We start from the raw sequence: 24,402 nt of genomic DNA on the forward strand, positions 1-24,402 counted from the left end.
CGGTGCCTCGCTGCGCTCGGTACCGGCTCGATCAGCGGGTGGGCGGCTCGATCAGCGGGTGGGCGGCTCGATCAGCGTGGGGTGGCGACCCCGCGGCTCATCGCGTTCGACGACTTGGCGGCGTGCGGTTGGTAGAAGGTGTCGAGGCGTTCGACGACGAAGCCGGCGTCGGTGAGGATCTGCGGGATGTCGCGATTGAGGTGGCAACCGCCGGCGAGACGCTGCTGGAGGGGGTCGAGGCGGTGCTGCCAGCGTCGGACCTTCTCGTCGGGTGCGAGTCCGTGTTCGAGAAAGTGAAGGGTGCCACCGGGTTTCAGGACTCGTCGGACCTCGGCGAGGGCGAGCGGCAGATCGGGGATGGTGCACAGCGTGTACGTCGACAGCGCGCAGTCGAAGGTGTCGTCGTCGAAGGGGAGATGCTCGCCGTCGAGCCCGGAGCGTTCGATGTGGATCGGCGACGCGGACACGCGGTCGTGGGCGAGTTTCCACCCCAGATCCGACGGTTCGACGGCGTCGACCCGGGTCACCGCGCCGGGGTAGGACTCGACGTTGTGACCACTACCGAAACCGAGTTCGACGACCCGCCCGTGTAACCCCTCGCACGCACGATCGCGGGAGGGTCGGATCGCGCCGATGCCGCAGACCAGGTTGATCAGTCGCGGCAGGACATGCGTGTCGTAGAAGCCCATCGATCTCAGCCTAGGGTGAAGGGATGAATCCCTCGACATTGCAGGCCCGGGTCATCGTCGACGAGATGATCCGTGGCGGCGTTCGGGATGCGGTGCTGTGCCCTGGGTCGAGGAATGCGCCGCTGGCGTTCGCGCTGCATGCCGCCGACACCGCGGGACGGCTGCGTCTGCATGTGCGGATCGACGAGCGGTCGGCGGGGTTCCTCGCCTTGGGTTTGGCGGTGGCGTCGGGCCAGCCGGTGCCGATCGTGATGACCAGCGGAACCGCGGTCGCCAACATGAGTCCTGCAGTCTTCGAGGCGAATTATGCGCGGGTGCCGCTGGTGGTGGTCAGTGCGAATCGGCCGTATGAGCTGCTGGGGTCGGGCGCCAATCAGACCGTCGAACAGTTCGGTATTTTCGGCACGCAGGTGCGCGCGGCGATCAGCCTGGGCCTGGCCGAACAGGACCTCGACACCAACAGTCAGTGGCGCTCGGCGGTGGGGCGTGTCCTGGCCGCCGCCCGCGGCGCCCGGACCGGCAACGCGGGACCCGTCCAGTTCGACATCCCACTCCGCGAACCCCTCGTCCCCGACACCGCCTTCGACGACGATCTGGGGTCCTTCGCCGGCCGCGAGAACGGGCTGCCGTGGACCCAGGCGCCCGTCGGGAAACTCGACGTCCCGCTGCCCATCGACCTCTCGCTGGACACCGTGGTCGTGTCGGGCCACGGGTCGGGCGTGCATCCGCAGCTCGCGGGCGTGCCGACCGTCGCCGAGCCCACGGCGCCGCATCCGCAGACGCCGCTGCATCCGCTCGCCCTCGACGCGATCCGCCCGCAGCAGGCCATCATCTGCGGTCGTCCGACGCTGCACCGCGGTGTCGCACGATTGCTCGCCGACCCGTCGGTGCGCGTCTACGCCCTCACCACCGGCCCGCGCTGGCCCGACGTCTCGGGCAACGTCTACGCCACCGGCACCCGCGCCGAGGCCGCCGGCGAACCGCGCGAGGAATGGCTCAAGGAATGTGCAGCGATCCAACAGCGGGTGCTCGGGGCGGTCGACGCCGAACTCGATGCGCCCGGTCCGGTCACCGGTCTGCACGTCGCGCGTGCGGTGAGCGCGGCGATGCTGCCGGGCGAACAACTCGTCGTCGGGGCCAGTAACCCCATCCGCGATGTTGCACTCGCCGGTCGTCTCGGTGACGGTGTGCGCGTCCTGTCGAATCGGGGCGTCGCCGGCATCGACGGCACCAACTCGACGGCGATCGGGGTTGCGCTCGCGGGTGGTCGGACGGTCGCGCTGATGGGCGACCTGACCTTCATCCACGACGCCACCGGACTCGTCATCGGACCGGGGGAGCCGCGGCCGGACTCGCTGCGGATCGTCGTCGCCAATGACGACGGCGGCGGCATCTTCGGGCTGCTCGAACAGGGCGATCCGCGGTTCAACACCGGGCCTTACGCCGGTAGTTACGAGCGGGTGTTCGGGACTCCGCATCGCACCGATCTGGCGTCGTTGTGTGCGGGTTTCCATATACCGCATCGTCGGGTCGAGGTGTCGGAGTTGTCGTCGGTGTTGGCCGAGGAGCCGGTCGTGGGCGGCATCGAGGTGGTCGAGGTGACGACGGACCGGGAGAGGTTACGAGCTGTGCACGCGCGGATCGGGGAGCGGTTGCGCGGGGAGTAATCTCGACATGGTGCCTCGCCCAGGGGGCTCGGTACCGGCTCGATCAGCGTGGGGGTGGCTCGATCAGCGTGTGGGGGCTCGATCGGCGTGGGGTGGCTCGATCAGCGTGTGGGGGCTCGATCGGCGGGTGGATTATCCTGACAGCCATGAATCCGACGATCGTGCGACGAGTCCAGATCGGACTGCTCGTCGTCGGCACCACCATCACGGTCATGGCGTTCTGCCTGGTGGCGGGCTGCTACAAGAACGACTCCACCATCGAGGCCAGCAAGGCCACCGTGATGGCCGACGTGGTGTCCGCTGATCCGTTGCACGCCGAGGTGTATTTCCAGACACCCGACGGTCGGTTCCACAGCCCTCGACTCGGTCTGCTGTACCCGACCGAACTGAGTGAAGGTCAGCGCATCCGCGTCGAATATGCCGCGTACAACCCCGACATCGCGCGGCCGATGGGGCGCAGCGCGTCGCTGTCGATCATTCCGGGGTTGTCGATCGCGGTTGTGGGTTGGCTGATCGTCGGCCTGCTGATGGTGTTTGTCGCCGAATTCTCGCGTCGATGGGGCAAGTGGCGGGCCGAGCGCGCGGAACTCGCCTCAGCCGGGAACGACGACGCTGGTGTCGCCGGAGACGAGGAGAGCCTGGTCGTCGCGGAGAAGGAGCAGTCGGTGGGTGGCGCCGAAGGCGCGCTGGACGGCGTTCACACGCCCGATGCCGCCGACGAGCCCGTCCGCGTGGGGCACCACGACGCCGTCGACGAACCCGAGGCCGACCGTCGAGTCCAGCGGTAACGCTTCTGCCGGGTCGTCGAGCAGACCGAGCGGTTGGATGTCGGAGCCGACGATCGCCGCTCCCGCGCTGGCTCCCAGGTAGGGGAGTCCGCTGGTGATGGCGTCGGCGAGTGGTCGGTCGGTGGCGGTGCGTCGAAGCACACCCAGCAGATGGAAGACGTTGCCGCCGGAGACGAACACGGCGTCGACTCTGTGTAGAGCTTGCTCGAGTTGCGGTGGCGTCAGGGATTCGAGGTCCAGGTCGACTGTGGAGAATCCCTGGTCGTGCAGGGTGGTGCGGTCGAGGTCGACCCAGGCGGGGTCGGGGTAGATCGACGACGCGGTCGCGATGAAGCCGATCGTCGCGTTCGCGGGTGCCCTGGTCGCGAGGAAATCGGGGACCGCGTTCAGCCAGCGGCTGAGCAGGAGTAGTTCGGGCATGGTGGGGAGTTCATCATGAGTTCGTGGATTCGTCACGTTGTGACATCTGTGTCGTCGGACAGGGCGGTGACGATGGCGGCATGCGCGTCGCGATCGTCGCCGAGAGTTTCCTGCCGAACGTGAACGGGGTCGTCAACTCCGTCCTGCGGGTGGTCGACCATCTCGAGATCACCGGCCACACGGCTGTCGTCATCGCTCCGGACACCCCGCGCGGGCAGCCGGGCGGGCCCCGCATGGTGGGGCGTCGGACGCCGGTGCATCTGGTGCCGTCCGTGCGGGTGCCGCGGGTGACGTCGTTGCCGGTCGGGGTTCCGGCGCCGGTGCTCTACCGCGCGCTGCGTGATTTCGAGCCCGACGTCGTGCATCTGGCGTCGCCGTTCGTGGTCGGGGCGGCGGGGGCTCTTGCCGCGCGGAAGTTGCGCGTGCCGGCGGTCGCGGTGTTCCAGACCGACGTGGCGGGGTTTGCCGCGGAGTATCGGCTCGGCGCCGTGGAACAGCTGGCCTGGCAGTACACCCGACGCCTCCACGAACTCTGCGACCTCACCCTGGCGCCGTCGTCGGCTGCGTTGGAAGAACTTGCCGCGCATGGTATTCCGCGTCTGCGCAAGTGGGGTCGGGGCGTCGACAACGAGTTGTACTCGCCCGGTCGGCGGGATCTTGAGCTGCGTGCTTCGTGGATGGGCGACAGCGCCGAGCTCGTCGTCGGATTCGTGGGTCGGCTCGCGCCGGAGAAGCACGTGGAACGGTTGGCGTCGTTGGCTGCCGACCCGACGGTGCAGCTGGTGATCGTCGGCGACGGGCCGGAGCGGGCACGGCTGGAACGGCTGATGCCGGGTGCGGTGTTCACCGGCGAGCTGCGGGGCGTCGACCTCGCTCGCGCGTACGCGAGCCTCGACATCTTCGTGCACGCCGGCGAACACGAGACGTTCTGCCAGGCCATTCAAGAGGCGATGGCCAGCGGGCTGCCCGTCATCGGGCCCGACGCGGGGGGTCCGCGCGACCTGGTCGCGCCGTTCCGGACCGGATACCTGCTCGGGGTCGACGAGTTCTCGACGCGGCTGCCGGAGGTCGTCGACACCTTGCGCGACGATGCGCTGCGGGCCGCGTTTGGTCGTGCGGCGGTGCAGGCGGTGCGGAGTCGGTCGTGGTCGGCGATCTGCGCGCAGCTGGTCGGGCACTACGACTCGGTGCTCGACGGTTCCGCATCGGGCCGGTCGCGGCGCGGGCGGGTCGCCTGAGCCGTCGTGGCTGCAGGTAGCCTGAGGCGCATGGCAGCTGCTTCGGACTCAACGAGTGGCGAGCGCGCGACGCTCGACAAGGATCCGGCCGAGGTTGCGGCCATGTTCGATGGCGTCGCCAAGCGGTACGACATCACCAACACCGTGCTGTCGTTCGGGCGGGATCGGAGTTGGCGCAAGACCACTCGCAAGGCATTGGATCTGAAACCGGGCGACGTGGTGCTCGATCTTGCCGCCGGTACTGCGGTGTCGACGGTCGAGCTGGCGCGGTCCGGCGCGGTGTGTATCGCCGCGGATTTCTCGCTCGGCATGCTCAAGGCCGGCGCTGCGCGCGACGTGCCGAAGGTCGCCGCCGACGCGTTGCACCTGCCGTTCGCCGACGCGTCGTTCGACGCCGCAACCATCTCGTTCGGGCTGCGCAACGTCTACGACGTGTCGCAAGCGCTCGGCGAGCTCTACCGGGTGCTGAAACCGGGTGGGCGGATCGTCATCTGCGAATTCTCCACCCCGACGCTGCGGCCCTTCCGCACCGTGTACATGGAGTACCTGATGAAGGCGTTGCCCGCTGTCGCGACTCGGGTGTCGAGCAATCCGTCGGCGTATGTGTATCTCGCAGAATCGATTCGGGCGTGGCCCGACCAGTTCGCGCTCGGCGACCTGATGCGCGACGCGGGCTTTTCGCAGGTGCGCTGGCAGAACCTGACCGGCGGTATCGCGGCGGTGCATTCCGCCCGGAAGTGACGCACGCTCAACGAATGCTCAGGTGTTGGCGGCGTGGGGGACCGGGCAGCCGACAGCGAGGTCGGGCGTCGGATCGGCGTGTGGCACAGGGCAACCGGGGGCGAAGGTGCCGAGGTCTTCGACCTGGTACCCGCGCGAGTATCCGCGGACCTGCGACATCTCACGTCCGTAGATCGGCTTCACCCGCGGCCGGGCAAACGTGCGGATCGCCAAACCGCGCGCCTTCAGTCCACCGCGCACCAGGACGCGTTCGACGGCGGTCGGCTTGGGGTAGCCGAAGGCCTCGAGAAGCGGATCGTCCATGAGCGCGAACGACATTCGACGCACGACGGGCCGCGGAATGAGGCGGTAGGGCAGGAAGGTGCACAGGAGGTCGAGCGTCGCGTCGGCGACTTTGCGCGAGTCGGCGCTGTAGGCGAAGTGCTCGCGCTCGTAGTCGACGAGGAACTTCTCGAACTCTGCGTAGGTTGCGGGAAGATTCTTGATCGCCATGTGCTTACCGAGTTTGCGGTAGTGATTGGTCAGCCCGGTGATCTCGTGGTCGGTGAGCTTGCGCCACTCGTAGGCGTTCACCCACTGGACCGGACAGACCACGAAAGTGGCCAGCACGTAGAGCATGTCGTCGTTGGAGATGTCGTAACGGGCATGCATCTGGTTGATACGCCGGATCGCCGACCGTCCCGTCGTGCTGTCGAAGCCGTGCTCGATCGGTGCGTCGAGCAGCAGCACCGTGTCGTCGTAGCGCTTCTGTGTCTCGTCGGTGAATTGGCCTGTGCGATAGAGCAAGTCGCCGATGGATGGGACGGCGTAGGTGCGGAACAGCGCGAAGCTCAAGGCCTGCGTGATGCCCCACGGGAACTCCTGGGTCCCGAGTGCGCGGGCGATGGACACCGGGTCGGCGACGGCGTCGATGCGGTCGATTTCATCGCGCCGACGATAGCGTTTGGAGTTGCGGAAGCGGGCTGCGAGCATGCTTGGAACATATCACCGAAAACGTCTCATTGATTACATGTGGGTGGTCACGATGGTGTGGGTTCGTGGTGTGGATCACTCAGGAGAACGGCGGCCGTGCGTCGATGCGCGTCGAGACCCGGCCGGCACCGCGCCAGGCGCGGGCGACGAGGTCGGCGTCGTCGGGGGTGATCAGGTTGCCCATCACCCGCACGACCATCGACATCAGCCGCTGCGACCGAATCCCGGGACGGCCGAGGGTCGGGACTGCCTGGGGCACGGTAAGCAGCCCGGCGAGGCGTCGGGCGGCGGAGAACGCGAGACCGTAGTGGTCGACGAGGATGTCGCGCCAACGGGCGGTGTGGTCGGGGTCGGCGCGGGTGTCGCCGATGAGTTCGACGGCGAGCCGGCCGGTTTCGAGGGCGTAGTCGATGCCCTCGCCGTTGAGCGGGTTCACACATGCCGCGGCGTCGCCGATGAGCATCCAGTTGCGTCCCGCGACTCCGGTCACCGCGCCGCCCATCGGCAGCAGCGCAGATGTGAGTCGGACCGGCGGTCCCTCGATGCCCCATTCGTCGCGGACCATGTTCGCGTAGAACTCGAGGATCGGTCGTAATTGCATGTGCGCGGGGCGTTTTGCGGTGGCCAGCGCCCCGACCCCGACGTTGAGCAGCCCGCCGCCCGCGCTGCCGAGCGGGAAGACCCAGCCGTATCCGGGCAGCAAGTTGCCGTCGGGTCCACGGAGTTCGAGATGCGATCCCATCCAGTTCTCGTCGGCGCGGGTCGACGGGACGTAGGCGCGCGCGGCGGTCCCATAGGCGGTGTCGCGGTGCCACTCTCGGCCCAGGGACTTGCCGAGGCCGGACTTCACGCCGTCGGCGACGATCACGTCTCGCACCCGGATCGTCGACGTCCCAGACGCGGTGGCCAGGGTGACCGACTCGATCCGGTCGCCGGTCATCGTCACATCAACAGCCTTGGCGCCCTGAATCATTCGGGCACCCTTGGAAACCGCGAGCGCGCGGATCTCCTCGTCGAGCTCGGTGCGCGCGACCGCACTGCCGTAGGCGGGGAAGCGGCCCGACGGCCAGGGCACACGCTTGGTCGCACCCCAGCCGTGCAGGAGCAGGCCGTCGAGGCGGGGGCGTCCGTCGAGGTAGTCGCCGAGGCCGAGAGCGTCGAGTTCGGCGATCGCGCGTGGGGTCAGACCGTCGCCGCAGGTCTTGTCGCGCGGAAAGGTTGCGGCGTCGACAAGGACCACGTCGTGCCCGGCCGCGGCGGCGTGCGCCGCGGCCGCGGACCCGCCCGGTCCGGCGCCGACCACGAGGACATCGGCGCGGTCGGGTGTTTTGGTCGCGTCGCTCACCGCACCAGTATGTCGGGCGAACGGAGCGGTCGCGCTGAGTGGTCTCCGAGGGCATATTGCCCTCGGAGGCCACTGAGGAAGACCGCTCCGGACGAGACCTCCGATGGATCCGGAACAGGCTCCGCTGCGTCTGACTGGTATGGACGAAAAAGAGGCGCACGACCAGGACTTCGGCGTCCACTCGCGCGCGGAGTTGGTCGAACGGGACTTCACCGACCTGCAGATTCGGCGGATGGCCGCCAACGGGCAGCTGTCGCATCCGGCTCGCGGCTGGTATGCCACTCCGAACGCCAATCAAGCGGCAGTGACCGCTGTATCGAAGCATGGCTGCCTGACATGCGTGTCGGCGTTGATCGCGAGGGGCTTCTGGGTGCCGCCTGGATATCGCGGGAAGACGCACATCCGCGGATCGAAGCGGCACAGAACCGATAAGGACTTCTGCCTGGGGTTCGGCCCGGCGCTCCCGGTGACCAGCGCGGTCGACGACGCCGCGACCGCGCTGGTCTACGCCGCCAAGTGCATGAGCGCCGAGGACTGGATCGCCACGTGCGACTCGGTGATGAACACCTTGAAGCTCGACAGACCTGCTCTACAGGAACTGATGCCGGTGTTGCCCAAGGCGGTCAAGCGTCTCATGGAGCGTTGTGATCATGATCGACAAGGGTCTCCCATTCCGGGTGACCTACGACGACGTGCTCTTCGGGTGGGACGAAGTGCTCGAAGACTTTCGTGCGTTCACCAAGAAGGATCGACATCGCGTCCGAAAAGTTCGCGGTGAGTGATCTCGACCAGTGATCTCGACACGATGCCTCGCCCAGGGGCTCGGAATCGGCTCGGTCAGCGGGAGGCGGGCTTGATCGCAGCGGGAGTCGGGCTTGATTGGGGAAGGTCGCGTGCCCAACCCATCCGTTGCCGAACCGGTGGTTGCCGATAGGCTCAGCTGCATGAGCGCCGAGGGGCAGATCACGTGAAGTCCACATTCGCCGGGGTCGACCTGGTATCGGACGAGTTCGCAGAGACGGTGCGCGTGTCGTTGGCGCAGGTGGAAGACCTGCTGCTCACCGAGCTCTCCTCCGGCGACGACGTGATGACCGAGGCGGCCACCCATCTGGCCAAGGCCGGTGGGAAGCGTTTCCGGCCGATGTTCGCGATTCTGGCCGCGCAGTTCGGGCCCAACCCGGATGCCTCCGAGGTGATCACGTCGGCGACGGTGGTCGAGATGATCCACCTGGCCACGCTCTACCACGACGATGTGATGGACGAGGCGCCGATGCGTCGTGGTGCGCCGAGCGCCAATGCGCGCTGGACCAACAGCGTCGCCATCCTCTCCGGCGACTTCCTGTTCGCGCGGGCGTCGCGCCTGGTGTCGACCCTCGGACCCGAAGCTGTCCGGATCATCGCGGAGACGTTCGCCGAGTTGGTGACCGGTCAGATGCGGGAAACCGTCGGCGTCACGGCGGGTGGCGACCCCATCGAGCACTACTTGAAGGTGGTGTGGGAGAAGACGGGGTCGCTCATTGCGGCGGCGGGCCGGTTCGGTGCGATGGCGTCAGGCGCCGGGCCCGACGACATCGAACGTCTGTCGCGGATTGGCGATGTGGTGGGAACCGCCTTCCAGGTGTCCGACGACATCATCGACATCAGCTCGGCGAGCGGCGATTCCGGCAAGACGCCCGGCACGGACCTGCGTGAGGGCGTGCACACGCTGCCGGTCCTGTACGCCCTGCAGTCCGACGACGCGACTTCGAACCGGTTGCGGGAGTTGCTCGTCGGCGACGACGGCAAGACTCGGGCGCTGACCGAGGACGCCGAGGTCGACGAGGCGATCGAACTGCTGGGCAAGTCGTCGGGGATGGAGCAGGCCCGGGCCAAACTGCAGTCCTACGCCGATGCGGCCGACGCCGAACTCGCGCAACTACCCGACCGTCCTGCCCATCAGGCGCTCGCGTCGCTGGTCCGCTACACGATCGACCGAACGGGCTAACCGGTCGCGGAAACTGAATCGGACCCCGGTTCGTTTGATTGAATGATGCACCACAACGCGTGGTGTGCGAACGAACGAGGACTGATGCATTTCAACGGCCTGAAAACCGCGTTTCTGCTCGGCTTGATGTCGGCGATCATCGTCGGTATCGGAGCCCTGTTCAAGAGCCCCTTGATCCTGTGGGGTTCGGTGATCCTTGCGATCGGCATGAACGCCTACGTCTACTTCAACAGCGCGAAGCTGTCGCTCAAGGCGATGCACGCGCAGCCCGTCACCGAGGTCGAGGCTCCGGTGCTGTACCGGATCGTGCGTGAGTTGGCGACGAGCGCTCATCAGCCGATGCCGTCGCTCTACATCAGCCCGACGGAATCGCCGAACGCCTTCGCCACCGGACGCAACCCGAAGAACGCCGCCGTCTGCTGCACCACCGGCATCCTGCGGCTCCTCGACGAACGGGAACTGCGTGCGGTGCTCGGTCACGAACTGTCGCACGTGTACAACCGCGACATCCTGATCAGCTCCGTCGCGGGCGCGATGGCCGCCATCATCAGCGGCCTCGCCAATTTCGCGATGTTCTTCGGCGCGTTCGGTGGCAACCGCGAGAACGGCCCTAACCCGCTGGTGATGATCCTGGTGGCCTTCCTCGGCCCGATTGCGGCGACCCTGGTGAAGCTGGCGGTGTCGCGGTCGCGTGAGTACCAGGCCGACGAGTCGGGGGCCGAGCTCACCGGTGACCCGCTGGCGCTGGCGTCGGCGCTGGCCAAGATCTCCGGTGGTGTGCAGGCCGCGCCGCTGCCGCCGAACCCCGACATCGCGGCGCAGTCGCACATGATGATCGAGAGCCCGTTCCGGGCGACCGACCGCATGGCGAAGATGTTCTCCACGCACCCACCGACCGAGGAACGCATCGCGCGGCTGCAGGAGATGGCGCGGCGCGGGATCGGCCAGTAGTCGGCCTACCTGTAGTTGACGAACTGAAGGGCGATCCCGAAGTCCTCGCCCTTCAATAGGGCGATCACGGCCTGCAGGTCGTCGCGCTTCTTGCTGGAGACGCGCAACTCCTCACCCTGGATCTGCGCCTTGACGCCCTTGGGGCCGTCGTCGCGGATCTTCTTGGAGATCTTCTTGGCGTGCTCGGAGTCGATGCCCTGCACCAGGGTGCCGCTGATCTTGTAGGTCTTGCCCGAAGACGTCACCTCGCCGGCGTCGAACGCCTTGAGGGAGATGTCGCGGCGGATCAGCTTCTCCTTGAACACCTCCAGGCCGGCCTGGGCGCGCTCCTCGGCGTCGGAGGTGATGACGATGCCCTCCTCGCCCGACCACTCGATGCCGGTGTTGGTGCCGCGGAAGTCGTAGCGCTGCGACAGCTCCTTAGCCGCTTGGTTGAGGGCGTTGTCGACCTCTTGACGGTCGACCTTGCTCACCACGTCGAACGATGAATCAGCCATGCGGGCCAGCCTAGTCCGCCACTGGGACGCATTCGGTCGGGACCCGCGAGATCTGCCTGACCTGCCGGTTTGCGTCGAACCGGCTAATTGGTTGTATTCTTCTCGGCGGTGTTCTTACGCTGGATATCCGGCGCGAGAGCGTCACGGCAGATTGCCCGAGCGGCCAATGGGAGCGGACTGTAAATCCGTCGCGAAAGCTACGCAGGTTCGAATCCTGCATCTGCCACAAGCGTGGTCGACATCGGCGAGAGCGCTCATCAGCAGGCCTTCTGACCTGCGATTTGGTGAGCGCACGAGTCGGTGTGTAACCTCGTTAAGGCTCTCGAGCCGCCCGGAGACGAGCGGATCGGGCACGCCCCCTTAGCTCAGTCGGCAGAGCGTTTCCATGGTAAGGAAAAGGTCGACGGTTCGATTCCGTCAGGGGGCTCGCTGGACGCAAGTCCAACGGGGCGGTGTAGCTCAGCTGGTTAGAGCGCACGACTCATAATCGTGAGGTCGAGGGATCGAGCCCCTCCACCGCTACACATCGGGTCCGGTAACGGAGCCGAGCGAAAGGGTCGCCGTCCCGCTGGGAAACGTCGATCGCGACCACGTACCACCCGAAAGAAGGCAATCAAGTGGCCTCCTCCACAGATGTTCGCCCCAAGATCACCTTGGCGTGCGAGGTGTGCAAGCACCGCAACTACATCACCAAGAAGAACCGTCGCAACGATCCCGATCGTCTCGAGATCAAGAAGTTCTGCCCGAACTGCGGCAAGCATCAGGCACATAAGGAATCGCGCTGACGACTCCGTGACGCGGAGTTGCGCTGACGGCTCCTCGCAGGGAGAGCCGGAGCGATTCGGACGTCGGTGACCCCGACGCACAAGAGATGAACGGGCCGCCTCGACGAGGTGGTCCGTTTTCTTTGTCAGAGATTTGTTGAGGTGGTAGCGATGACCCAGGTGGCACAGAGAGATCTCGAGGAGCGGATGGACTCGTTGAAGACCGATGCGAAGCTGACTCCCGAGGAGATCGCCGAGCACACCAAGACGCTCGTCGGATTCAACTACACCGTCGACGACTACTACGAGATCGGTCGCGAGGAGATCCGCAAACACGCTCTTGCCGTGCAGGACGCTCACCCGACGCACTGGGACGAGGCGGCTGCCCGCGCGATGGGCCACGATTGCCTGATCGCCGCGCCGACCTATGTGTCGGTGCTCGGCATCATCGCGCAGCGCCGGCTGTTCGAGGACGTCATCACCGGATACGACCTCTGGCAGATCATGCAGACCGACCAGCGACTGATCTACCACCAGCCGATGAAGGTCGGCGACCAGTTGGTGTGCGACGTCTCGCTGGACTCGTTCCGGCATGTGACGAGCCCCGAGATGATCGACCTGATGGTCACCAAGAACGTCATCTGGAACCAGCACGACGAACCGGTGATGACCACCTACACGTCGCTGGCCGCGCGGCCCGGCATGGAGATCGCGCCGGAGCTGACCGAGTCGCTCGACCACGTGATGATGAAGGTCGACAAGACCGGTCACGCGGGCCGGACGGTGGAGCCGGAACCGGGTCGCTACGAACTGCCCGACCCGACGCAGTCGCCCGGTGCGTTCGCGTCGATCGACTTCGACACGCTGACCGTCGGCCAGGAACTCCCGGCCAAGCGGTTCCTGCTCACGCGGGGCAACCTGACCAACTATGCGGGTGTCGCGGGCGACCCCAACCCCATCCACTTCTCCGATCACCTGGTGAAGGCCGCAGGCATGGAGGGTGTGGTGGCGCACGGCATGCAGACGATGGGTCTCGGTGCCACCTTCATCTCCGAGTTCATCGGCGATCCCGCGGCGTTCTGCGAGTACAACGTCCGCTTCACCAGCCCGGTGTACGTGCCGGCCGACGACAGCGCCGCGGTCGACTTCACCGGCAAGGTCAAGTCGCTGGACCCCGAGACCCGTCAGGGTGTCATCGCCATCGTCGCCAAGCAGGGTGACCGCAAGATCTTCGGCCGCGCGCAGGCCAAGATCCAGTTCAACTGACCCACACACGAAACTGGGCCTGATCTGCTTGGGGTGACAAGCGGATCAGGCCCAGATCTGTCGTGACTGGGGGTCTGTCATCGAGCGGTGCAGGTCCACCGTGCGACGTAGCCGGCAGAGCCCAGTCGGTTCAGCGCGGCGCGCTCGGCGGTGTAGCGGGACGGGTAGCCCCGCGCCCATGCCCAGCGGCTCTTGCTGTTGGTGTAGGCGATGGCGCCGCAGGAGTTCACGAACGAGAACTGCCCACAGTGCGAGCCGCACAGTGCCTTCGCCCGGTTGATGGCGGACTGCGCGGTCGGGTAGTTGTAGGCCGTGGCGGTCCGACCGTTGTTGTCGAAGGCGATGGCGCCCCAGTAGTCGCGAGCTGCGTCTGCGGGACCCGCGGCCGAGAGGGCTGTGCCTCCGGCCGCCAATGAAGCGGCAATTCCGATGGATGCGATGAATTTCTTGTTCATGCGACTAAAGGTAAGCCGCCTGGTAGGCCTGCCGGAAGATGTGGTATGTCGATCGAATTACGTGGGCGACAACTCGGTCCGACGGACCGGTTTTGGGTTCGGCTCCCTTCGTGCTCTACACTGAAGTGTCAGGTTGACTCTTGACTTGCGCGCTGCCCATAGGGTGGCGCGTTGGTTGTGTTAGGAGCCGATCGACGGTGATCACCCCGGTGGTCACAAAGGGGCGTAGCTCAACTGGCAGAGCAGCGGTCTCCAAAACCGCAGGTTGCAGGTTCAAGTCCTGTCGCCCCTGCCCTGGTGAAGGGCACACGTTGACGAGAGGACCTCGAAGTTGAGCAAGCGAGACCGGGCTTCGGCCGCCAAAGACGCCGCGAAGGAATCCGCCGCGGCCGAATCGGCTGCGGAGGAGCTCGACGGTCGCGACGAAGCCGCGGACGACGTCGAAGCATCGGATGACACCACGTCGTCCGAGGAAACGACGACGAAGGATCTGCGGCCGTCCGGCAAGCGCTCGGCTCGGGGTCGTCGGTCGGCGGGTGCATCCGACACCGACGGAGACGCGGACGCCGATGGTGGTTCCGCGGTCGCCGTCAAGGAACGCAAGAAGAAGAAGGTGTCTGCCGAGGAGAGCCGGAATCCGTTCACACGGATCTGGGTGTTCCTCACGCAGGTCGTCACAGAGCTGAAGAAGGTCATCTGGCCGACTCGTCGGGAGATGATCACCTACACGATCGTCGTGTTGGTCTTCGTGATCATCATGACGGCGTTCATCGCCGGCATCGACATCCTCTTCGCCAAGGGCGTCCTCTGGTTGTTCGGCTGATCCACGCAAGTGGGTGTGCCGGTCGACCACGACGACCGCAAACGTAGGAATACAAAGGAGCGTGGGCGCAGTGAGCACCCCGGAGAACGAGAACGTTTCGGCAGCGCAGGACAGCGCGGTCGATGTCGTCGATGCCGACGTCGTTGAAGACGCCGTGGCGACCGTGGACGAGACCGACGATCCGGGTGTCGAGGCCCAGGCAGAGGCCGCTGAGGACGAGGCGGACGCCGTCGAGGGTGGCGAGGCCGCTGTCGAGAAGGCCGACGAAGCCGCCGAGGCTGTTGCCGAAGAAGCTGCTGCCGAGCCCGCTGTCGAAGAGGAGCTCGACCCGGTCGAAGAACTCCGCAAGCAGCTGCGTCGCGCGCCGGGCGACTGGTATGTGATCCACAGTTACGCCGGGTACGAGAACAAGGTGAAGGCCAACCTCGAGACCCGCGTGCAGAACCTCGACGTCGGCGACTACATCTTCCAGGTCGAGGTCCCGACCGAAGAGGTCACCGAGATCAAGAACGGCCAGCCCAAGAAGGTCAACCGCAAGGTGCTGCCCGGCTACATCCTGGTGCGCATGGATCTCAACGACGAGTCGTGGGGCGCCGTGCGCAACACCCCGGGTGTCACCGGGTTCGTCGGCATGAACTCGAAGCCGTCGCCGCTGAGCCTCAACGAGGTGCTGCAGTTCCTGATGCCGCGCACCGAGGCGAAGAAGCCGGCTGCGTCGAAGGGTGCCGCAGCCGAGGGTGTGGAGGCCGCGGCCGCCGCAGCCACTGCGACCATCGAGGTCGACTTCGAGGTCGGCGAGTCGGTCACCGTCATGGACGGCCCGTTCGCGACCCTGCCCGCGTCGATCTCCGAGGTCAACGCCGAGCAGCGCAAGGTCAAGGTGCTCGTGTCGATCTTCGGTCGCGAGACCCCGGTCGAGCTGGCGTTCAACCAGGTCGAGAAGATTTAAACGGCGCCCTTCGAGGCCCGTCGCCAGCGCTCCTCGCACCTCAGGGAGCGGAAGCGGGCGCTGACATAAGAACTTCCACGCCTCCAGCGGACGTGGATTTGCAAGAAACAAACAAGGAACAAGGATGCCTCCCAAGAAGAAGAAGCTCGCCGGGATCATCAAGCTCCAGATCCAGGCAGGCGCGGCCAACCCGGCCCCGCCCGTGGGTCCGGCGCTCGGTCAGCACGGCGTGAACATCATGGAATTCTGCAAGGCGTACAACGCCGCGACCGAGTCGCAGCGTGGCAACGTCGTGCCGGTGGAGATCTTCGTGTACGAAGATCGCTCGTTCGACTTCAAGTTGAAGACCCCGCCGGCCGCGAAGCTGCTGCTGAAGGCTGCCGGTCTGCAGAAGGGCTCGGGCGAGCCCCACGTCAAGAAGGTCGGCAAGGTGTCGATGGACCAGGTCCGCGAGATCGCCAAGACCAAGGCCGAAGACCTCAATGCCAACGACATCGACCAGGCCGCGAAGATCATCGCCGGCACTGCACGGTCGATGGGTATCACCGTCGAAGGCTGATCTACCAGCACAACCAAGTGGGAGGGCCGGCTCGGCCCACTAACCACGAACTCGTCAAGCAACACGGAGAAAGAACAGAGCAATGAGCAAGAACAGCAAGGCCTACAAGGCCGCGGCCGAGAAGGTCGACAAGTCCAAGCTCTACAGCCCGCTGGAGGCTGCTGAGCTGGCCAAGGACACCTCGTCGACGAAGACCGATTCGACCGTTGAGGTCGCGATCCGGCTGGGCGTCGACCCCCGCAAGGCAGACCAGATGGTTCGAGGCACCGTCAACCTGCCGCACGGAACCGGTAAGACCGCCCGCGTCATCGTCTTCGCGGCCGGCGACAAGGCCGCCGAGGCCACCGCCGCCGGTGCCGACGAGGTCGGTGCCGAGGACCTGATCGAGAAGATCCAGGGCGGCTGGCTGGACTTCGACGCCGCGATCGCCACCCCGGACCAGATGGCCAAGGTCGGTCGTATCGCGCGTGTCCTGGGCCCGCGTGGTCTGATGCCGAACCCGAAGACGGGCACCGTCACCACCGACGTGACCAAGGCCGTCAACGACATCAAGGGCGGCAAGATCAACTTCCGCGTCGACAAGGCAGCCAACCTGCATTTCGTCATCGGTAAGGCGTCGTTCGACGCCACCAAGCTGGCCGAGAACTACGGCGCGGCCTTCGACGAGATCATGCGCGCCAAGCCATCGGCCGCCAAGGGTCGCTACATCAAGAAGGTGACCGTCTCCACGACGACGGGCCCGGGCATCCCGGTCGACCCGGCAGTCACCCGCAACTTCGCCGAGCCCGCACAGGCCTGAGCGAAACCCGCATCACGAACCCCCGACCGCCGATGGTGGTCGGGGGTTCGTTGTCTCTCTGCGTGAGGTCGGGATCGGCAGCAACCTCCACGCCGCGAGCGCGAACGCGGCCTGGCCGGCGGAGTTGATGCTCTGCTCGATCCACTGCGCGGTCATCGTCTGCCCACCCGACGACATCGGACCGAGAACGTAGGTGGCGAGCAGGCTGCATGCGAGAAGTGCGACGGTCGGGGTGTCACGTGCACGGCGTGCGTCGCGCCCGAGTGCGACGAACAACGCCGTGACACCGACGATGGCGGCCACCAGGAATCCGTCGGCGATGGACGGTATTGCCACGCCGAGAGCGGCTGCGGCACAGCAAATTACAGCTACGGCTGGGTTGCGCAGACCCCACGCGGCGGCAGCCAACAAGACGAAACCGCAACCCATCAACGGGAACAGCGCGTCGGCGAGGCGGGGGAGGTCGGCGATGTCGGCCGCAGCGAGTAGTTTCCAGGTCGCCTTGCCGGCCGCGATCATGACGGCGGCGACGTACCCGGCGGGTTGGCGGAGGCGGTATGCGGTGAGTGCGGCTGCGACTGCGCCGAGGATCACCGGCACGAAGTCACCGCGGCGGTCGCCCAACTCCCCGGATCAGCGACCTACCCGCCGCCTGCGGCGGCGATCGTGGAGGCGGGAAGAGGGCCGTGGAGCGCGGCGCGGCGACGATGATCCACGAAAAATAGGGGAAGAAACTCGTCCCCTACCCCTGGAGTCCTCCCCGCGAATTTTCTCGCGGACGACTCAACAAGCAGGGGCAGAAAGTAGGGGAAGAACCTTCCCCTACGCGGTGACCTGCGGAAATCTGTACCTGGGAGGCTGGCCAGGTGCATTGTGCACGTGGTCGGGTTGAGGGGTACAGGCATCCGACGGGGTCGCTGTGGGTTCGGGTGGTCGCGGAATGCCTCGCGCCCGGCGACCACGCTCGCCCGGCCTCCGCGACGCCGACGACGTCAGGGGGCCGCTCAGCCCGCGGTCGGTGCGGTGACGCAGCGCGTTGCGAACGTGATGATCTCGTCGGCGACGTCGTCGCGGATCTCCGGCTCGTTGTGGACTTCGTGACGAAAACCGCTGTAGACGCGGGCGCGGACGTCGGGGTGGCCGGTCGCGATCAGGCGGTTGGCGACGTGATAGGCGCCTTCGCCGTAGTTGGTGACGGGGTCGTCGTCGCCGGCGAGGATGAGGACCGGCAGATCTGGACGCACGCCGGTGTAGAAGCCGTCGCCGTTTGCGGTGTCGTAGAGGTCGATGAAGCCACGGATGAAGCGGACCGACATGGGGGCGCCGAAGTTGTTGAACGGGTCGGTCGCGTGGTCGCGCACGACCTCGGCGTCGCGGGCCACCCAGTCGGTGGGGCCGGCACCCTCGCCGTAACGGGACACGAAACCGTCGAACAGCGCGGCGAGATACTGCTCGCCGACAATGCCTTCGGGGTCCGATTCGGACGCCAACCCGTCGCGGTCGACGAGCGTTTCGATGCCGTGCATCTGCGCGGCGATCCCGCCGAGGATGAGACCGGCGACATGGTCACTGTCGCCGGCGACCAGGCCGCGCGCGATCATCGATCCCCACGAGTGCCCGAAGACGATGTAGGGCAGGTCGGGAAAGCGTTCGCGGACGGCTGCGGCGAGGGTTCGCTCGTCGGCGAGCACCACCTGATCGGCGTCGTCGCCGGCGTCGCCCCAGATGCCCGACGTCATGGCGGTCTTGCCGTGGCCGGCGTGGTCGTCGGCGGCGACCACGAACCCGGCGTCGAGCAGCTTGGTGATGAGCGGCAAATACCGTCGCGAGTGTTCACCCAGACCGTGGATGAGATGGATGATCCCGACGGCCGGCCGGACCGGAACGTAGATCCAGCCGAAGATGGTGTCGCGTCCGTTGTGCGACGTGAATTCGACCTCGTGAAGCGACATCGTTGTCCTCCTCTGACTGGCACTGTCGAGTCACACGCTAACAAGGTCGACGGGTCGGCGGCGGCTGATCGACGTCCCGTCCAGCCGATGAGACAGTAGCCCGATCGGACGAATTCGCCCGCGCCCGGCCGGTTTTGATTGCCCGACGGCTCTGCGGTGGGTACGAAGTACGGGGGGTCCAGAAGCATTCGGCAACCGCACGGTGCGGTGCCGTTCGAAAGGAATCACATACATGAAGCGAATCGTCTCCGGCGCACTCGCAGGCACGGCAGCGGTGGCCCTCTTCGCCGCCCCGGTCGTCGCGCAGGCCGACCCACTCACCGACCTGATCAACGCGCTGAGCGCCGGCTCGTCGAGCGCCCCCGGCCCGCAGGGCGGCCAGCCCGGCAACCCGAGCGCGAACGGCGTCGCATCGATCGTGACCAAGGTGGGCGCGTGGCACGGTCGCAGTGTCGGCCCGGACCAGTTCGACATCAAGCAGTTCCGCCCGGGTGTCACCTGGTCGGCGCGCGACCGGTCGAACGCCGAGGTCAAGGGCGAGAAGTGCCAGATCGAGATCTCCTTCCCCGGGACCGACAGGGCGACGTACAAGACGGCGGTCTGCTCGGGCTGGGTCGGATTCAGTGTCAAGTACCCGGGTCCCGGCACGTACTCGATCAAGGTGAAGGACGTCGTCTCGGGCGCGTCGTCGACCACGACGTTCAAGCTCGTCAACGGGAGCTGACCGCAGCCGAAGTCTGAGGAAGGCGAGGGTGCTGCAGAAGCACCCTCGCCTTTTTCGTCATCGGGACGGCATAGTGATGGTGCACCGACACAGGAGGCGTTGTGGCCGCATCTGCACCGAGAGTCCTCGTCACCGGCGCTACCGGTTTCATCGCGGGCTACACCGTCGCCGACCTCCTCGCACACGGCTACAAGGTTCGGGGCACGGTCCGCAACACCCTGACGTCCGACGTCGCACATCTGCACGCGATCGCCGAGAAGGCGGGTGGCGACCTCGAATTCGTGTCGGCGGATCTCGGGTTCGACGCCGGCTGGGGCGAGGCCGTCGATGGATGTGACGCGGTGCTGCACATGGCTTCTCCGGTACCCGCGTCGGTGCCGAAGGACGCGGACGAGATCGTCGGTCCCGCCGTCGACGGGACGATGCGTGTTCTGCGTGCCGCGTCGGGTTCGGTGCGTCGCGTGGTGATGACATCGTCGGCCGATGCCGTCGTGCATGGTGCCGATCACGGCGACCGCCTGCACACCGAGGCGGACTGGTCCGACCCTGCCCTCTGCGCGCCGTACCCGAAGAGCAAGACCCTGGCCGAACGCGCTGCGTGGGATTTCGCGTCGACCAACGGCGTCGAACTCGTGGTGGTGAACCCCGGAACCGTCGTCGGCCCGTTGCAACATCCCGGCCGGCCGACGTCCATGGAGCCCATCAGAATGATGCTGTCCCATGAGATCCCGGCGGTACCGCGGCTCGGGTTTGCCCTGGTCGACGTCCGCGACGTCGCCACTGCGCATCGGCTTGCGCTGGAAACTCCTGCGGCAGCGGGCAATCGGTACCTCGTCGCCGACGACTGGATGTGGATGGGTGAGATGGCACAGGTGTTGCGCGGCGAGTTCGGTCCGCTCGGATACCGTGTGCCGACGCGACCGCTTCCGTACGCGTTGATGTGGTTGGTCGCGCGATTCGACAAGACCGTGCGCCTCGGCCTCACCTACTACGGCATGTCGATGCGTCTCGACGCCGCGAAAGCGCAGCGGGAACTCGGATGGACGGCCCGTCCGGTCGGCGCGAGTCTCGTCGAGGCCGGTCACAGCCTGATCGATCTGGGGGTCGTGACGCGCTGATTCGGTGAAGGTTGAGTGTCCACCTGGGAGTTCGGCCGACAGCGACCGCACAAATCGGCTATGACAGAAGGGGAGCACTACCCAACCGACAATCCGACTCAGGCGGTGAATGGATGGAAGCCCGACCAACCAAGCTGGCAATCATCGGTGCGGGAGCAGTGGGAACCGCAGTCGCGTACGCGTCGCTCATCAGGGGCGTGGCGCGGACCATCGCGCTGATGGACATCAACACCCCGAAGGTGACGGCCGAGGTGCTCGACATGTCGCACGGCCTCGAGTTCGTGCCGCGTGCCGACATCATCGGCGACGACGACGTGTCCGTCTGCGCCGACGCCGACGTGGTGGTGTTCACTGCAGGCGCCAAGCAGAAGCCCGGCCAGTCGCGACTTGAATTGGCCGAGGCCACAATCGGTTTGACGAAGGCGATCATGCCGGGCGTTCTCGATGTGGCGCCCAATGCGGTCTACATCATGGTCACCAATCCCGTCGACATCGTGACCTATGCGGCGCTCAAGATCAGTGGACTGCCGAACAATCAGGTGTTCGGGTCGGGCACAGTGCTCGACTCGTCGCGCCTGCGGTTCCTGATCGCGCAACACTGCGACGTCGCGGTGCAGAATGTGCACGCCTACATCGTCGGTGAACATGGTGACAGCGAGATCCCGCTCTGGAGTTCGGCGAGTATCGGTGGTGTGCCGCTGCTCGACTGGAAGCCGCTGCCTGGCGGGCAGGCGATCGACGTCGCGGCGCGCGAACGCATCCACCACGAGGTGGTGCACTCGGCCTACAAGATCATCGAGGGCAAGGGCGCCACCAACTACGCGATCGGCTTGGCCGCCACCCGCATCGTCGAAGCCGTGCTCAACAACGAGCATCGTGTGCTCCCGGTGTCGACCGTCGCCAAGGGCTATGAGGGACTCGACGACGTGTGTCTGTCGCTGCCGACCATCGTCGACCGTGCCGGTGCGGAAACCCGCCTCGAGATGCCGATGTCGGACGAGGAACGTGGTGGCCTCATGAAGTCGGCGGCAACATTGCGCGAGATGCAGGACAAGTTCGGGTTGTAGCGTCATCTGAACGAATGGTCGCCCCGGGGTTCGTGTGTCTCGGGACACCGGTCACGGACTTCACCGTCGACAACGACCTGTACAACGCGAACTCGGACAGCGACCGAGACGGCGACGGGATCGCCTGCGAAAAGCACTGATCCGGTGGCGCCTTGACGACACGCGTCGGGTGGGAGTCGGGGGATCTTGGGGGGATACCCCTATTCCATGTCGGCTCGTGACGCGGCACGATCGTAGGCATGTTCACTTCCCTGGCGCGTTGGGCAGTACGGAATCGTTGGTCGGTGGTGGGTGCGTGGGTGATTGCGCTCTTCGCCTGTATCGCCCTGGCGGGTGCGTTCGGAGGAGAGTCGATCACCGACTTCGCCGACGACAATCGCACCGAGTCGGGACGCGCGCTGGAGACGCTCAACGCTGCGGGTGGTGGGTCGGCCGCGGACGAGTCGAAGGTGGTGTTCGCGACCGACGCGTCGGTGCAGGGTGGTGTCAACAACCCGGCGGTCCGCGCCGAGGTGAACGCCCTGCGTGATCGGATCACCGCAATCGACCCGAATTCCCGTATGGCCGACCTGTATTCGCCGGTGCCGTCGCGCGATGTGGCCTTCTCGCCCGACGGGACGGTCGCATATACGACGCTGACCCTGCCCGCCGACAACGACAGCGTGCGGCAGAAGGTTGTCGACGAGATCAAGGCGTCCGCCGAGGAGTTCGACGCTCCCGGTACCCGGGTGTCGTTCGCGAGTGACTGGTTCGCCGACCAGGCGCCCGCCGGTCTCGGTGAGGCGATAGGTATCGGACTGGCGATGATCATCCTGCTCATCGCATTCGGCACACTCGTCGCGGCCGGTCTGCCGTTGCTGACCGCGTTGTTCGGCGTGGGCGTCGGGGCGTCGGTGCTGCTGTTGCTCCAGAACGTCGTCGACACCCCGAATTTCGCGGTGTCGTTGACCGCGATGCTCGGGATCGGCGTCGGCATCGACTACGCGCTGCTGATCCTGACGCGGTTCCGTGCCTCGCTGGCCGACGGCGTCGACGTGCCCGATGCCGTCGAGGCCGCGATGATCACCGCCGGGCGCTCGGTGGCGTTCGCCGGCGCGACGGTGACGATCGCGATCGCCGGTCTGTTGACGCAGGGCGGAGTGATCGGGCCGACGATGACGCTGGCCGGATGCGCGGGTGTGCTCTCGGTGATGCTGGCCGCGCTCACGCTGTTGCCGGCATTGCTCGCGATCATCGGCCGACGCGTGGATCGGCTCAAGGTGCCAGGCGTGCGGAGTCGGCCGGGCACCGATGGCGCGATCGCCACGCGGTGGAGCCGGATCGTGCAGTTGCACCCGTGGGCCGGGGTCCTGGTGGCCTTGGCGATCCTGATCGTGTTGTCGATCCCGGTGCTGGATCTGCGTCTCGGCTTCGGCGACGCGGGCAACCGTCCGACGTCGGACACCACGCGCGTGGCCTACGACGACCTGGCCCGCGGGTTCGGCGACGGCACCAACGGTCCGATCTTCGTGGTGACCGAGCTGCCCGACGGGCAGGCCGATGCGGCGCGGTTGGGTGCGCTCGGAACGTCGCTGCGCGGCACCGACGGTGTGGCGTCGGTGAGCCCGCCGATCGAGTTGGGACGGGTGGATGGTCAGCCCGTCGCGATGCTGATCGTGACGCCGACGACCGGGCCGCAAGAGCAAGAGACGCTCGACCTGGTGCATCACATACGCGACACCGTGGCGCCCGCGTCGGGGCTACCGGTGGAGCTGACCGGGGTGTCGGTGGGTGGCAGTGACTTCTCCGAGCTGACGCTGAGTCGTCTGCCGCTGATGATCGCGGTGGTCTTGGCGTGCTCGTTCATCTTGCTGGCGTTGGCATTCCGGTCGATCGTCATCCCGGTGAAGGCGATCATCATGAATCTGTTGTCGCTGGGAGCGGCGTTCGGCGTGATCGTGGCGGTGTTCCAGTGGGGCTGGGGGATGGAGCTCATCGGTGTCGGCAAGGTCGGGCCGACGGAGGCCTGGGTGCCGATCGTCCTGTTCGCCGTGGCCTTTGGGCTTGCGATGGACTACGAGGTGTTCCTGGTATCCCGTATCCGAGAGCGCTATCTGGCATCCGGCGACGCGACGACGTCGGTGACGGAGGGTCTCGCGTCCACGGCCCGCGTGATCACCGCGGCCGCAGCGATCATGGTGTGTGTCTTCGCGAGCTTCGTCTTCTTCGACGACCGCGGACTCAAAGCCATGGGCCTGGGCCTGGCCACCGCGGTGTTCATCGACGCGACCGTGGTGCGCATGCTGCTCGTGCCCGCGACGATGGAGATCCTCGGACGCAACAACTGGTACTGGCCGAGCTGGTTGCGCTGGGTGCCGTCGTTGGACGGGGTGCATGGGACCGAGGGTGCGGCTGCGGAGGCGCGTCAGCCGGTAAATGTGGCGCGTCGCTGATCTCCGCCCCGGACTTCGGCCCCTCCTGAAATCCGCCCCAGATTCCCACCCTCGGCAGAGCATTCATCGACATATCGTCGACGGGCCATTAGCCGAGGGTGGAAATCGGGGACAGGTGTGTGGGGCGGATTTCCGGAGAACTGGGCGGACGCGGGGTCTCGTCGTCGGGAGGGAACCGAATCGGGCTGCGCATAGTCTGACT

The 24,402-nt window shown here is 66.4% G+C and carries 25 protein-coding genes, 4 tRNA genes and 2 pseudogenes; 22 read left to right on the forward strand and 9 right to left on the reverse strand.

Annotated elements, in window-relative coordinates; genetic code table 11:
• Positions 1 to 71 precede the first annotated feature (71 nt).
• Complete coding sequence (locus ACWDTF_RS08055; RefSeq protein ID WP_449754257.1) at positions 72 to 689, reverse strand: class I SAM-dependent methyltransferase; 618 nt, start codon at positions 687 to 689, stop codon at positions 72 to 74.
• Positions 690 to 712: 23 nt separating this feature from the next.
• On the opposite strand from ACWDTF_RS08055, the gene menD reads away from it, so the two are divergent.
• Both menD and ACWDTF_RS08065 read left to right on the forward strand, forming a co-directional pair.
• Positions 713 to 2,356, forward strand: a complete 1,644-nt coding sequence (gene menD / locus ACWDTF_RS08060; RefSeq protein ID WP_449754258.1) for a 2-succinyl-5-enolpyruvyl-6-hydroxy-3-cyclohexene-1-carboxylic-acid synthase — start codon at positions 713 to 715, stop codon at positions 2,354 to 2,356.
• Between the two features lie 146 nt (positions 2,357 to 2,502).
• Positions 2,503 to 3,144 carry a DUF3592 domain-containing protein gene (locus ACWDTF_RS08065; RefSeq protein ID WP_308221061.1) on the forward strand — a complete coding sequence of 214 codons (642 nt, stop codon included), beginning with the start codon at positions 2,503 to 2,505 and terminating at the stop codon, positions 3,142 to 3,144.
• Here the strand turns inward: ACWDTF_RS08065 and ACWDTF_RS08070 are convergent.
• A pseudogene (locus ACWDTF_RS08070) lies at positions 3,028 to 3,564 on the reverse strand (Type 1 glutamine amidotransferase-like domain-containing protein); the annotation flags it as partial. The gene ACWDTF_RS08065 and the pseudogene ACWDTF_RS08070 overlap by 117 nt on opposite strands.
• Before the next feature lie 80 nt (positions 3,565 to 3,644).
• Here ACWDTF_RS08070 and ACWDTF_RS08075 point away from each other — a divergent pair.
• On the forward strand, positions 3,645 to 4,802 hold the full coding sequence (locus ACWDTF_RS08075; protein ID WP_449754284.1) for a glycosyltransferase family 4 protein: 1,158 nt from the start codon (positions 3,645 to 3,647) through the stop codon (positions 4,800 to 4,802).
• 30 nt (positions 4,803 to 4,832) lie between these two features.
• Positions 4,833 to 5,543, forward strand: coding sequence for a demethylmenaquinone methyltransferase (locus ACWDTF_RS08080; protein WP_240860068.1), 711 nt, complete (start codon positions 4,833 to 4,835; stop codon positions 5,541 to 5,543).
• Between the two features lie 18 nt (positions 5,544 to 5,561).
• On the opposite strand, the gene ACWDTF_RS08085 is transcribed toward ACWDTF_RS08080, so the two are convergent.
• The 3 genes from ACWDTF_RS08085 to ACWDTF_RS08095 all read right to left on the reverse strand — a co-directional run bounded on the left by ACWDTF_RS08085 (position 5,562) and on the right by ACWDTF_RS08095 (position 8,496).
• Positions 5,562 to 6,515: an oxygenase MpaB family protein gene (locus tag ACWDTF_RS08085; protein WP_449754259.1), complete on the reverse strand. Its 954-nt coding sequence runs from the start codon at positions 6,513 to 6,515 to the stop codon at positions 5,562 to 5,564.
• Positions 6,516 to 6,594: 79 nt separating this feature from the next.
• Positions 6,595 to 7,860 carry a geranylgeranyl reductase family protein gene (locus ACWDTF_RS08090; protein WP_449754260.1) on the reverse strand — a complete coding sequence of 422 codons (1,266 nt, stop codon included), beginning with the start codon at positions 7,858 to 7,860 and terminating at the stop codon, positions 6,595 to 6,597.
• Positions 7,861 to 8,364: 504 nt separating this feature from the next.
• Positions 8,365 to 8,496, reverse strand: a complete 132-nt coding sequence (locus ACWDTF_RS08095; protein WP_449754261.1) for a hypothetical protein — start codon at positions 8,494 to 8,496, stop codon at positions 8,365 to 8,367.
• A 14-nt stretch (positions 8,497 to 8,510) separates the two neighbouring features.
• Between ACWDTF_RS08095 and ACWDTF_RS08100 the strand changes: the two genes are divergently transcribed.
• The 3 genes from ACWDTF_RS08100 (at position 8,511) to htpX (ending at position 10,795) form a co-directional block, all read left to right on the forward strand.
• Positions 8,511 to 8,642 carry a hypothetical protein gene (locus ACWDTF_RS08100; protein WP_449754262.1) on the forward strand — a complete coding sequence of 44 codons (132 nt, stop codon included), beginning with the start codon at positions 8,511 to 8,513 and terminating at the stop codon, positions 8,640 to 8,642.
• A gap of 185 nt (positions 8,643 to 8,827) precedes the next feature.
• The gene (locus tag ACWDTF_RS08105; protein WP_240860074.1) at positions 8,828 to 9,844 is read left to right on the forward strand and encodes a polyprenyl synthetase family protein; all 1,017 of its coding nucleotides are present in this window, start codon (positions 8,828 to 8,830) and stop codon (positions 9,842 to 9,844) included.
• Between the two features lie 84 nt (positions 9,845 to 9,928).
• The gene (gene htpX, locus ACWDTF_RS08110; protein WP_240860076.1) at positions 9,929 to 10,795 is read left to right on the forward strand and encodes a zinc metalloprotease HtpX; all 867 of its coding nucleotides are present in this window, start codon (positions 9,929 to 9,931) and stop codon (positions 10,793 to 10,795) included.
• 5 nt (positions 10,796 to 10,800) lie between these two features.
• Here htpX and ACWDTF_RS08115 read toward each other — a convergent pair whose 3' ends face one another.
• Positions 10,801 to 11,292, reverse strand: a complete 492-nt coding sequence (locus ACWDTF_RS08115) for a YajQ family cyclic di-GMP-binding protein (protein WP_240860078.1) — start codon at positions 11,290 to 11,292, stop codon at positions 10,801 to 10,803.
• A 145-nt stretch (positions 11,293 to 11,437) separates the two neighbouring features.
• On the opposite strand from ACWDTF_RS08115, the gene ACWDTF_RS08120 reads away from it, so the two are divergent.
• The 5 genes from ACWDTF_RS08120 (at position 11,438) to ACWDTF_RS08140 (ending at position 13,322) form a co-directional block, all read left to right on the forward strand.
• A tRNA-Tyr gene (locus ACWDTF_RS08120) sits at positions 11,438 to 11,518 on the forward strand.
• 128 nt (positions 11,519 to 11,646) lie between these two features.
• Positions 11,647 to 11,719: transfer RNA gene (locus ACWDTF_RS08125), tRNA-Thr, on the forward strand.
• 21 nt (positions 11,720 to 11,740) lie between these two features.
• Positions 11,741 to 11,814, forward strand: a tRNA-Met gene (locus ACWDTF_RS08130).
• Between the two features lie 95 nt (positions 11,815 to 11,909).
• Positions 11,910 to 12,077 carry a 50S ribosomal protein L33 gene (rpmG, locus tag ACWDTF_RS08135; RefSeq protein ID WP_003929651.1) on the forward strand — a complete coding sequence of 56 codons (168 nt, stop codon included), beginning with the start codon at positions 11,910 to 11,912 and terminating at the stop codon, positions 12,075 to 12,077.
• Positions 12,078 to 12,227: 150 nt separating this feature from the next.
• Positions 12,228 to 13,322 carry a fused (3R)-hydroxyacyl-ACP dehydratase subunits HadA/HadB gene (locus tag ACWDTF_RS08140; RefSeq protein ID WP_240860080.1) on the forward strand — a complete coding sequence of 365 codons (1,095 nt, stop codon included), beginning with the start codon at positions 12,228 to 12,230 and terminating at the stop codon, positions 13,320 to 13,322.
• A gap of 77 nt (positions 13,323 to 13,399) precedes the next feature.
• Here ACWDTF_RS08140 and ACWDTF_RS08145 read toward each other — a convergent pair whose 3' ends face one another.
• On the reverse strand, positions 13,400 to 13,777 hold the full coding sequence (locus ACWDTF_RS08145) for a DUF4189 domain-containing protein (protein ID WP_240860083.1): 378 nt from the start codon (positions 13,775 to 13,777) through the stop codon (positions 13,400 to 13,402).
• 219 nt (positions 13,778 to 13,996) lie between these two features.
• Here ACWDTF_RS08145 and ACWDTF_RS08150 point away from each other — a divergent pair.
• From ACWDTF_RS08150 to rplA, 5 genes are all read left to right on the forward strand, one after another.
• Positions 13,997 to 14,069: transfer RNA gene (locus ACWDTF_RS08150), tRNA-Trp, on the forward strand.
• A gap of 39 nt (positions 14,070 to 14,108) precedes the next feature.
• Positions 14,109 to 14,600, forward strand: a complete 492-nt coding sequence (gene secE, locus ACWDTF_RS08155) for a preprotein translocase subunit SecE (RefSeq protein WP_240860085.1) — start codon at positions 14,109 to 14,111, stop codon at positions 14,598 to 14,600.
• Between the two features lie 70 nt (positions 14,601 to 14,670).
• Positions 14,671 to 15,549, forward strand: coding sequence for a transcription termination/antitermination protein NusG (gene nusG, locus ACWDTF_RS08160; RefSeq protein WP_355275472.1), 879 nt, complete (start codon positions 14,671 to 14,673; stop codon positions 15,547 to 15,549).
• Between the two features lie 124 nt (positions 15,550 to 15,673).
• Positions 15,674 to 16,108 carry a 50S ribosomal protein L11 gene (rplK, locus tag ACWDTF_RS08165; protein WP_240860087.1) on the forward strand — a complete coding sequence of 145 codons (435 nt, stop codon included), beginning with the start codon at positions 15,674 to 15,676 and terminating at the stop codon, positions 16,106 to 16,108.
• Between the two features lie 82 nt (positions 16,109 to 16,190).
• Positions 16,191 to 16,907, forward strand: a complete 717-nt coding sequence (gene rplA / locus ACWDTF_RS08170) for a 50S ribosomal protein L1 (protein ID WP_240860088.1) — start codon at positions 16,191 to 16,193, stop codon at positions 16,905 to 16,907.
• 12 nt (positions 16,908 to 16,919) lie between these two features.
• Here rplA and ACWDTF_RS08175 read toward each other — a convergent pair whose 3' ends face one another.
• Positions 16,920 to 17,507 (reverse strand): hypothetical protein, encoded by a 588-nt coding sequence (locus ACWDTF_RS08175; protein WP_449754263.1) that lies wholly within the window; start codon positions 17,505 to 17,507, stop codon positions 16,920 to 16,922.
• 404 nt (positions 17,508 to 17,911) lie between these two features.
• Positions 17,912 to 18,859 (reverse strand): alpha/beta fold hydrolase, encoded by a 948-nt coding sequence (locus tag ACWDTF_RS08180; RefSeq protein ID WP_240860090.1) that lies wholly within the window; start codon positions 18,857 to 18,859, stop codon positions 17,912 to 17,914.
• Between the two features lie 232 nt (positions 18,860 to 19,091).
• Between ACWDTF_RS08180 and ACWDTF_RS08185 the strand changes: the two genes are divergently transcribed.
• From ACWDTF_RS08185 to ACWDTF_RS08205, 5 genes and pseudogenes are all read left to right on the forward strand, one after another.
• Complete coding sequence (locus ACWDTF_RS08185; protein WP_355275477.1) at positions 19,092 to 19,583, forward strand: hypothetical protein; 492 nt, start codon at positions 19,092 to 19,094, stop codon at positions 19,581 to 19,583.
• 101 nt (positions 19,584 to 19,684) lie between these two features.
• A complete protein-coding gene (locus ACWDTF_RS08190) occupies positions 19,685 to 20,701 on the forward strand; it encodes an NAD-dependent epimerase/dehydratase family protein (RefSeq protein ID WP_240860094.1) in 1,017 nt (338 codons plus the stop codon).
• A gap of 113 nt (positions 20,702 to 20,814) precedes the next feature.
• Complete coding sequence (locus tag ACWDTF_RS08195; RefSeq protein ID WP_240860096.1) at positions 20,815 to 21,768, forward strand: L-lactate dehydrogenase; 954 nt, start codon at positions 20,815 to 20,817, stop codon at positions 21,766 to 21,768.
• A 41-nt stretch (positions 21,769 to 21,809) separates the two neighbouring features.
• A pseudogene (locus tag ACWDTF_RS08200) lies at positions 21,810 to 21,908 on the forward strand (excalibur calcium-binding domain-containing protein); the annotation flags it as partial.
• A gap of 99 nt (positions 21,909 to 22,007) precedes the next feature.
• The gene (locus tag ACWDTF_RS08205) at positions 22,008 to 24,200 is read left to right on the forward strand and encodes an MMPL family transporter (RefSeq protein WP_240860099.1); all 2,193 of its coding nucleotides are present in this window, start codon (positions 22,008 to 22,010) and stop codon (positions 24,198 to 24,200) included.
• Positions 24,201 to 24,402 lie beyond the last annotated feature (202 nt).

It is taken from the genome of Gordonia sp. NPDC003422 (genome assembly GCF_053588675.1).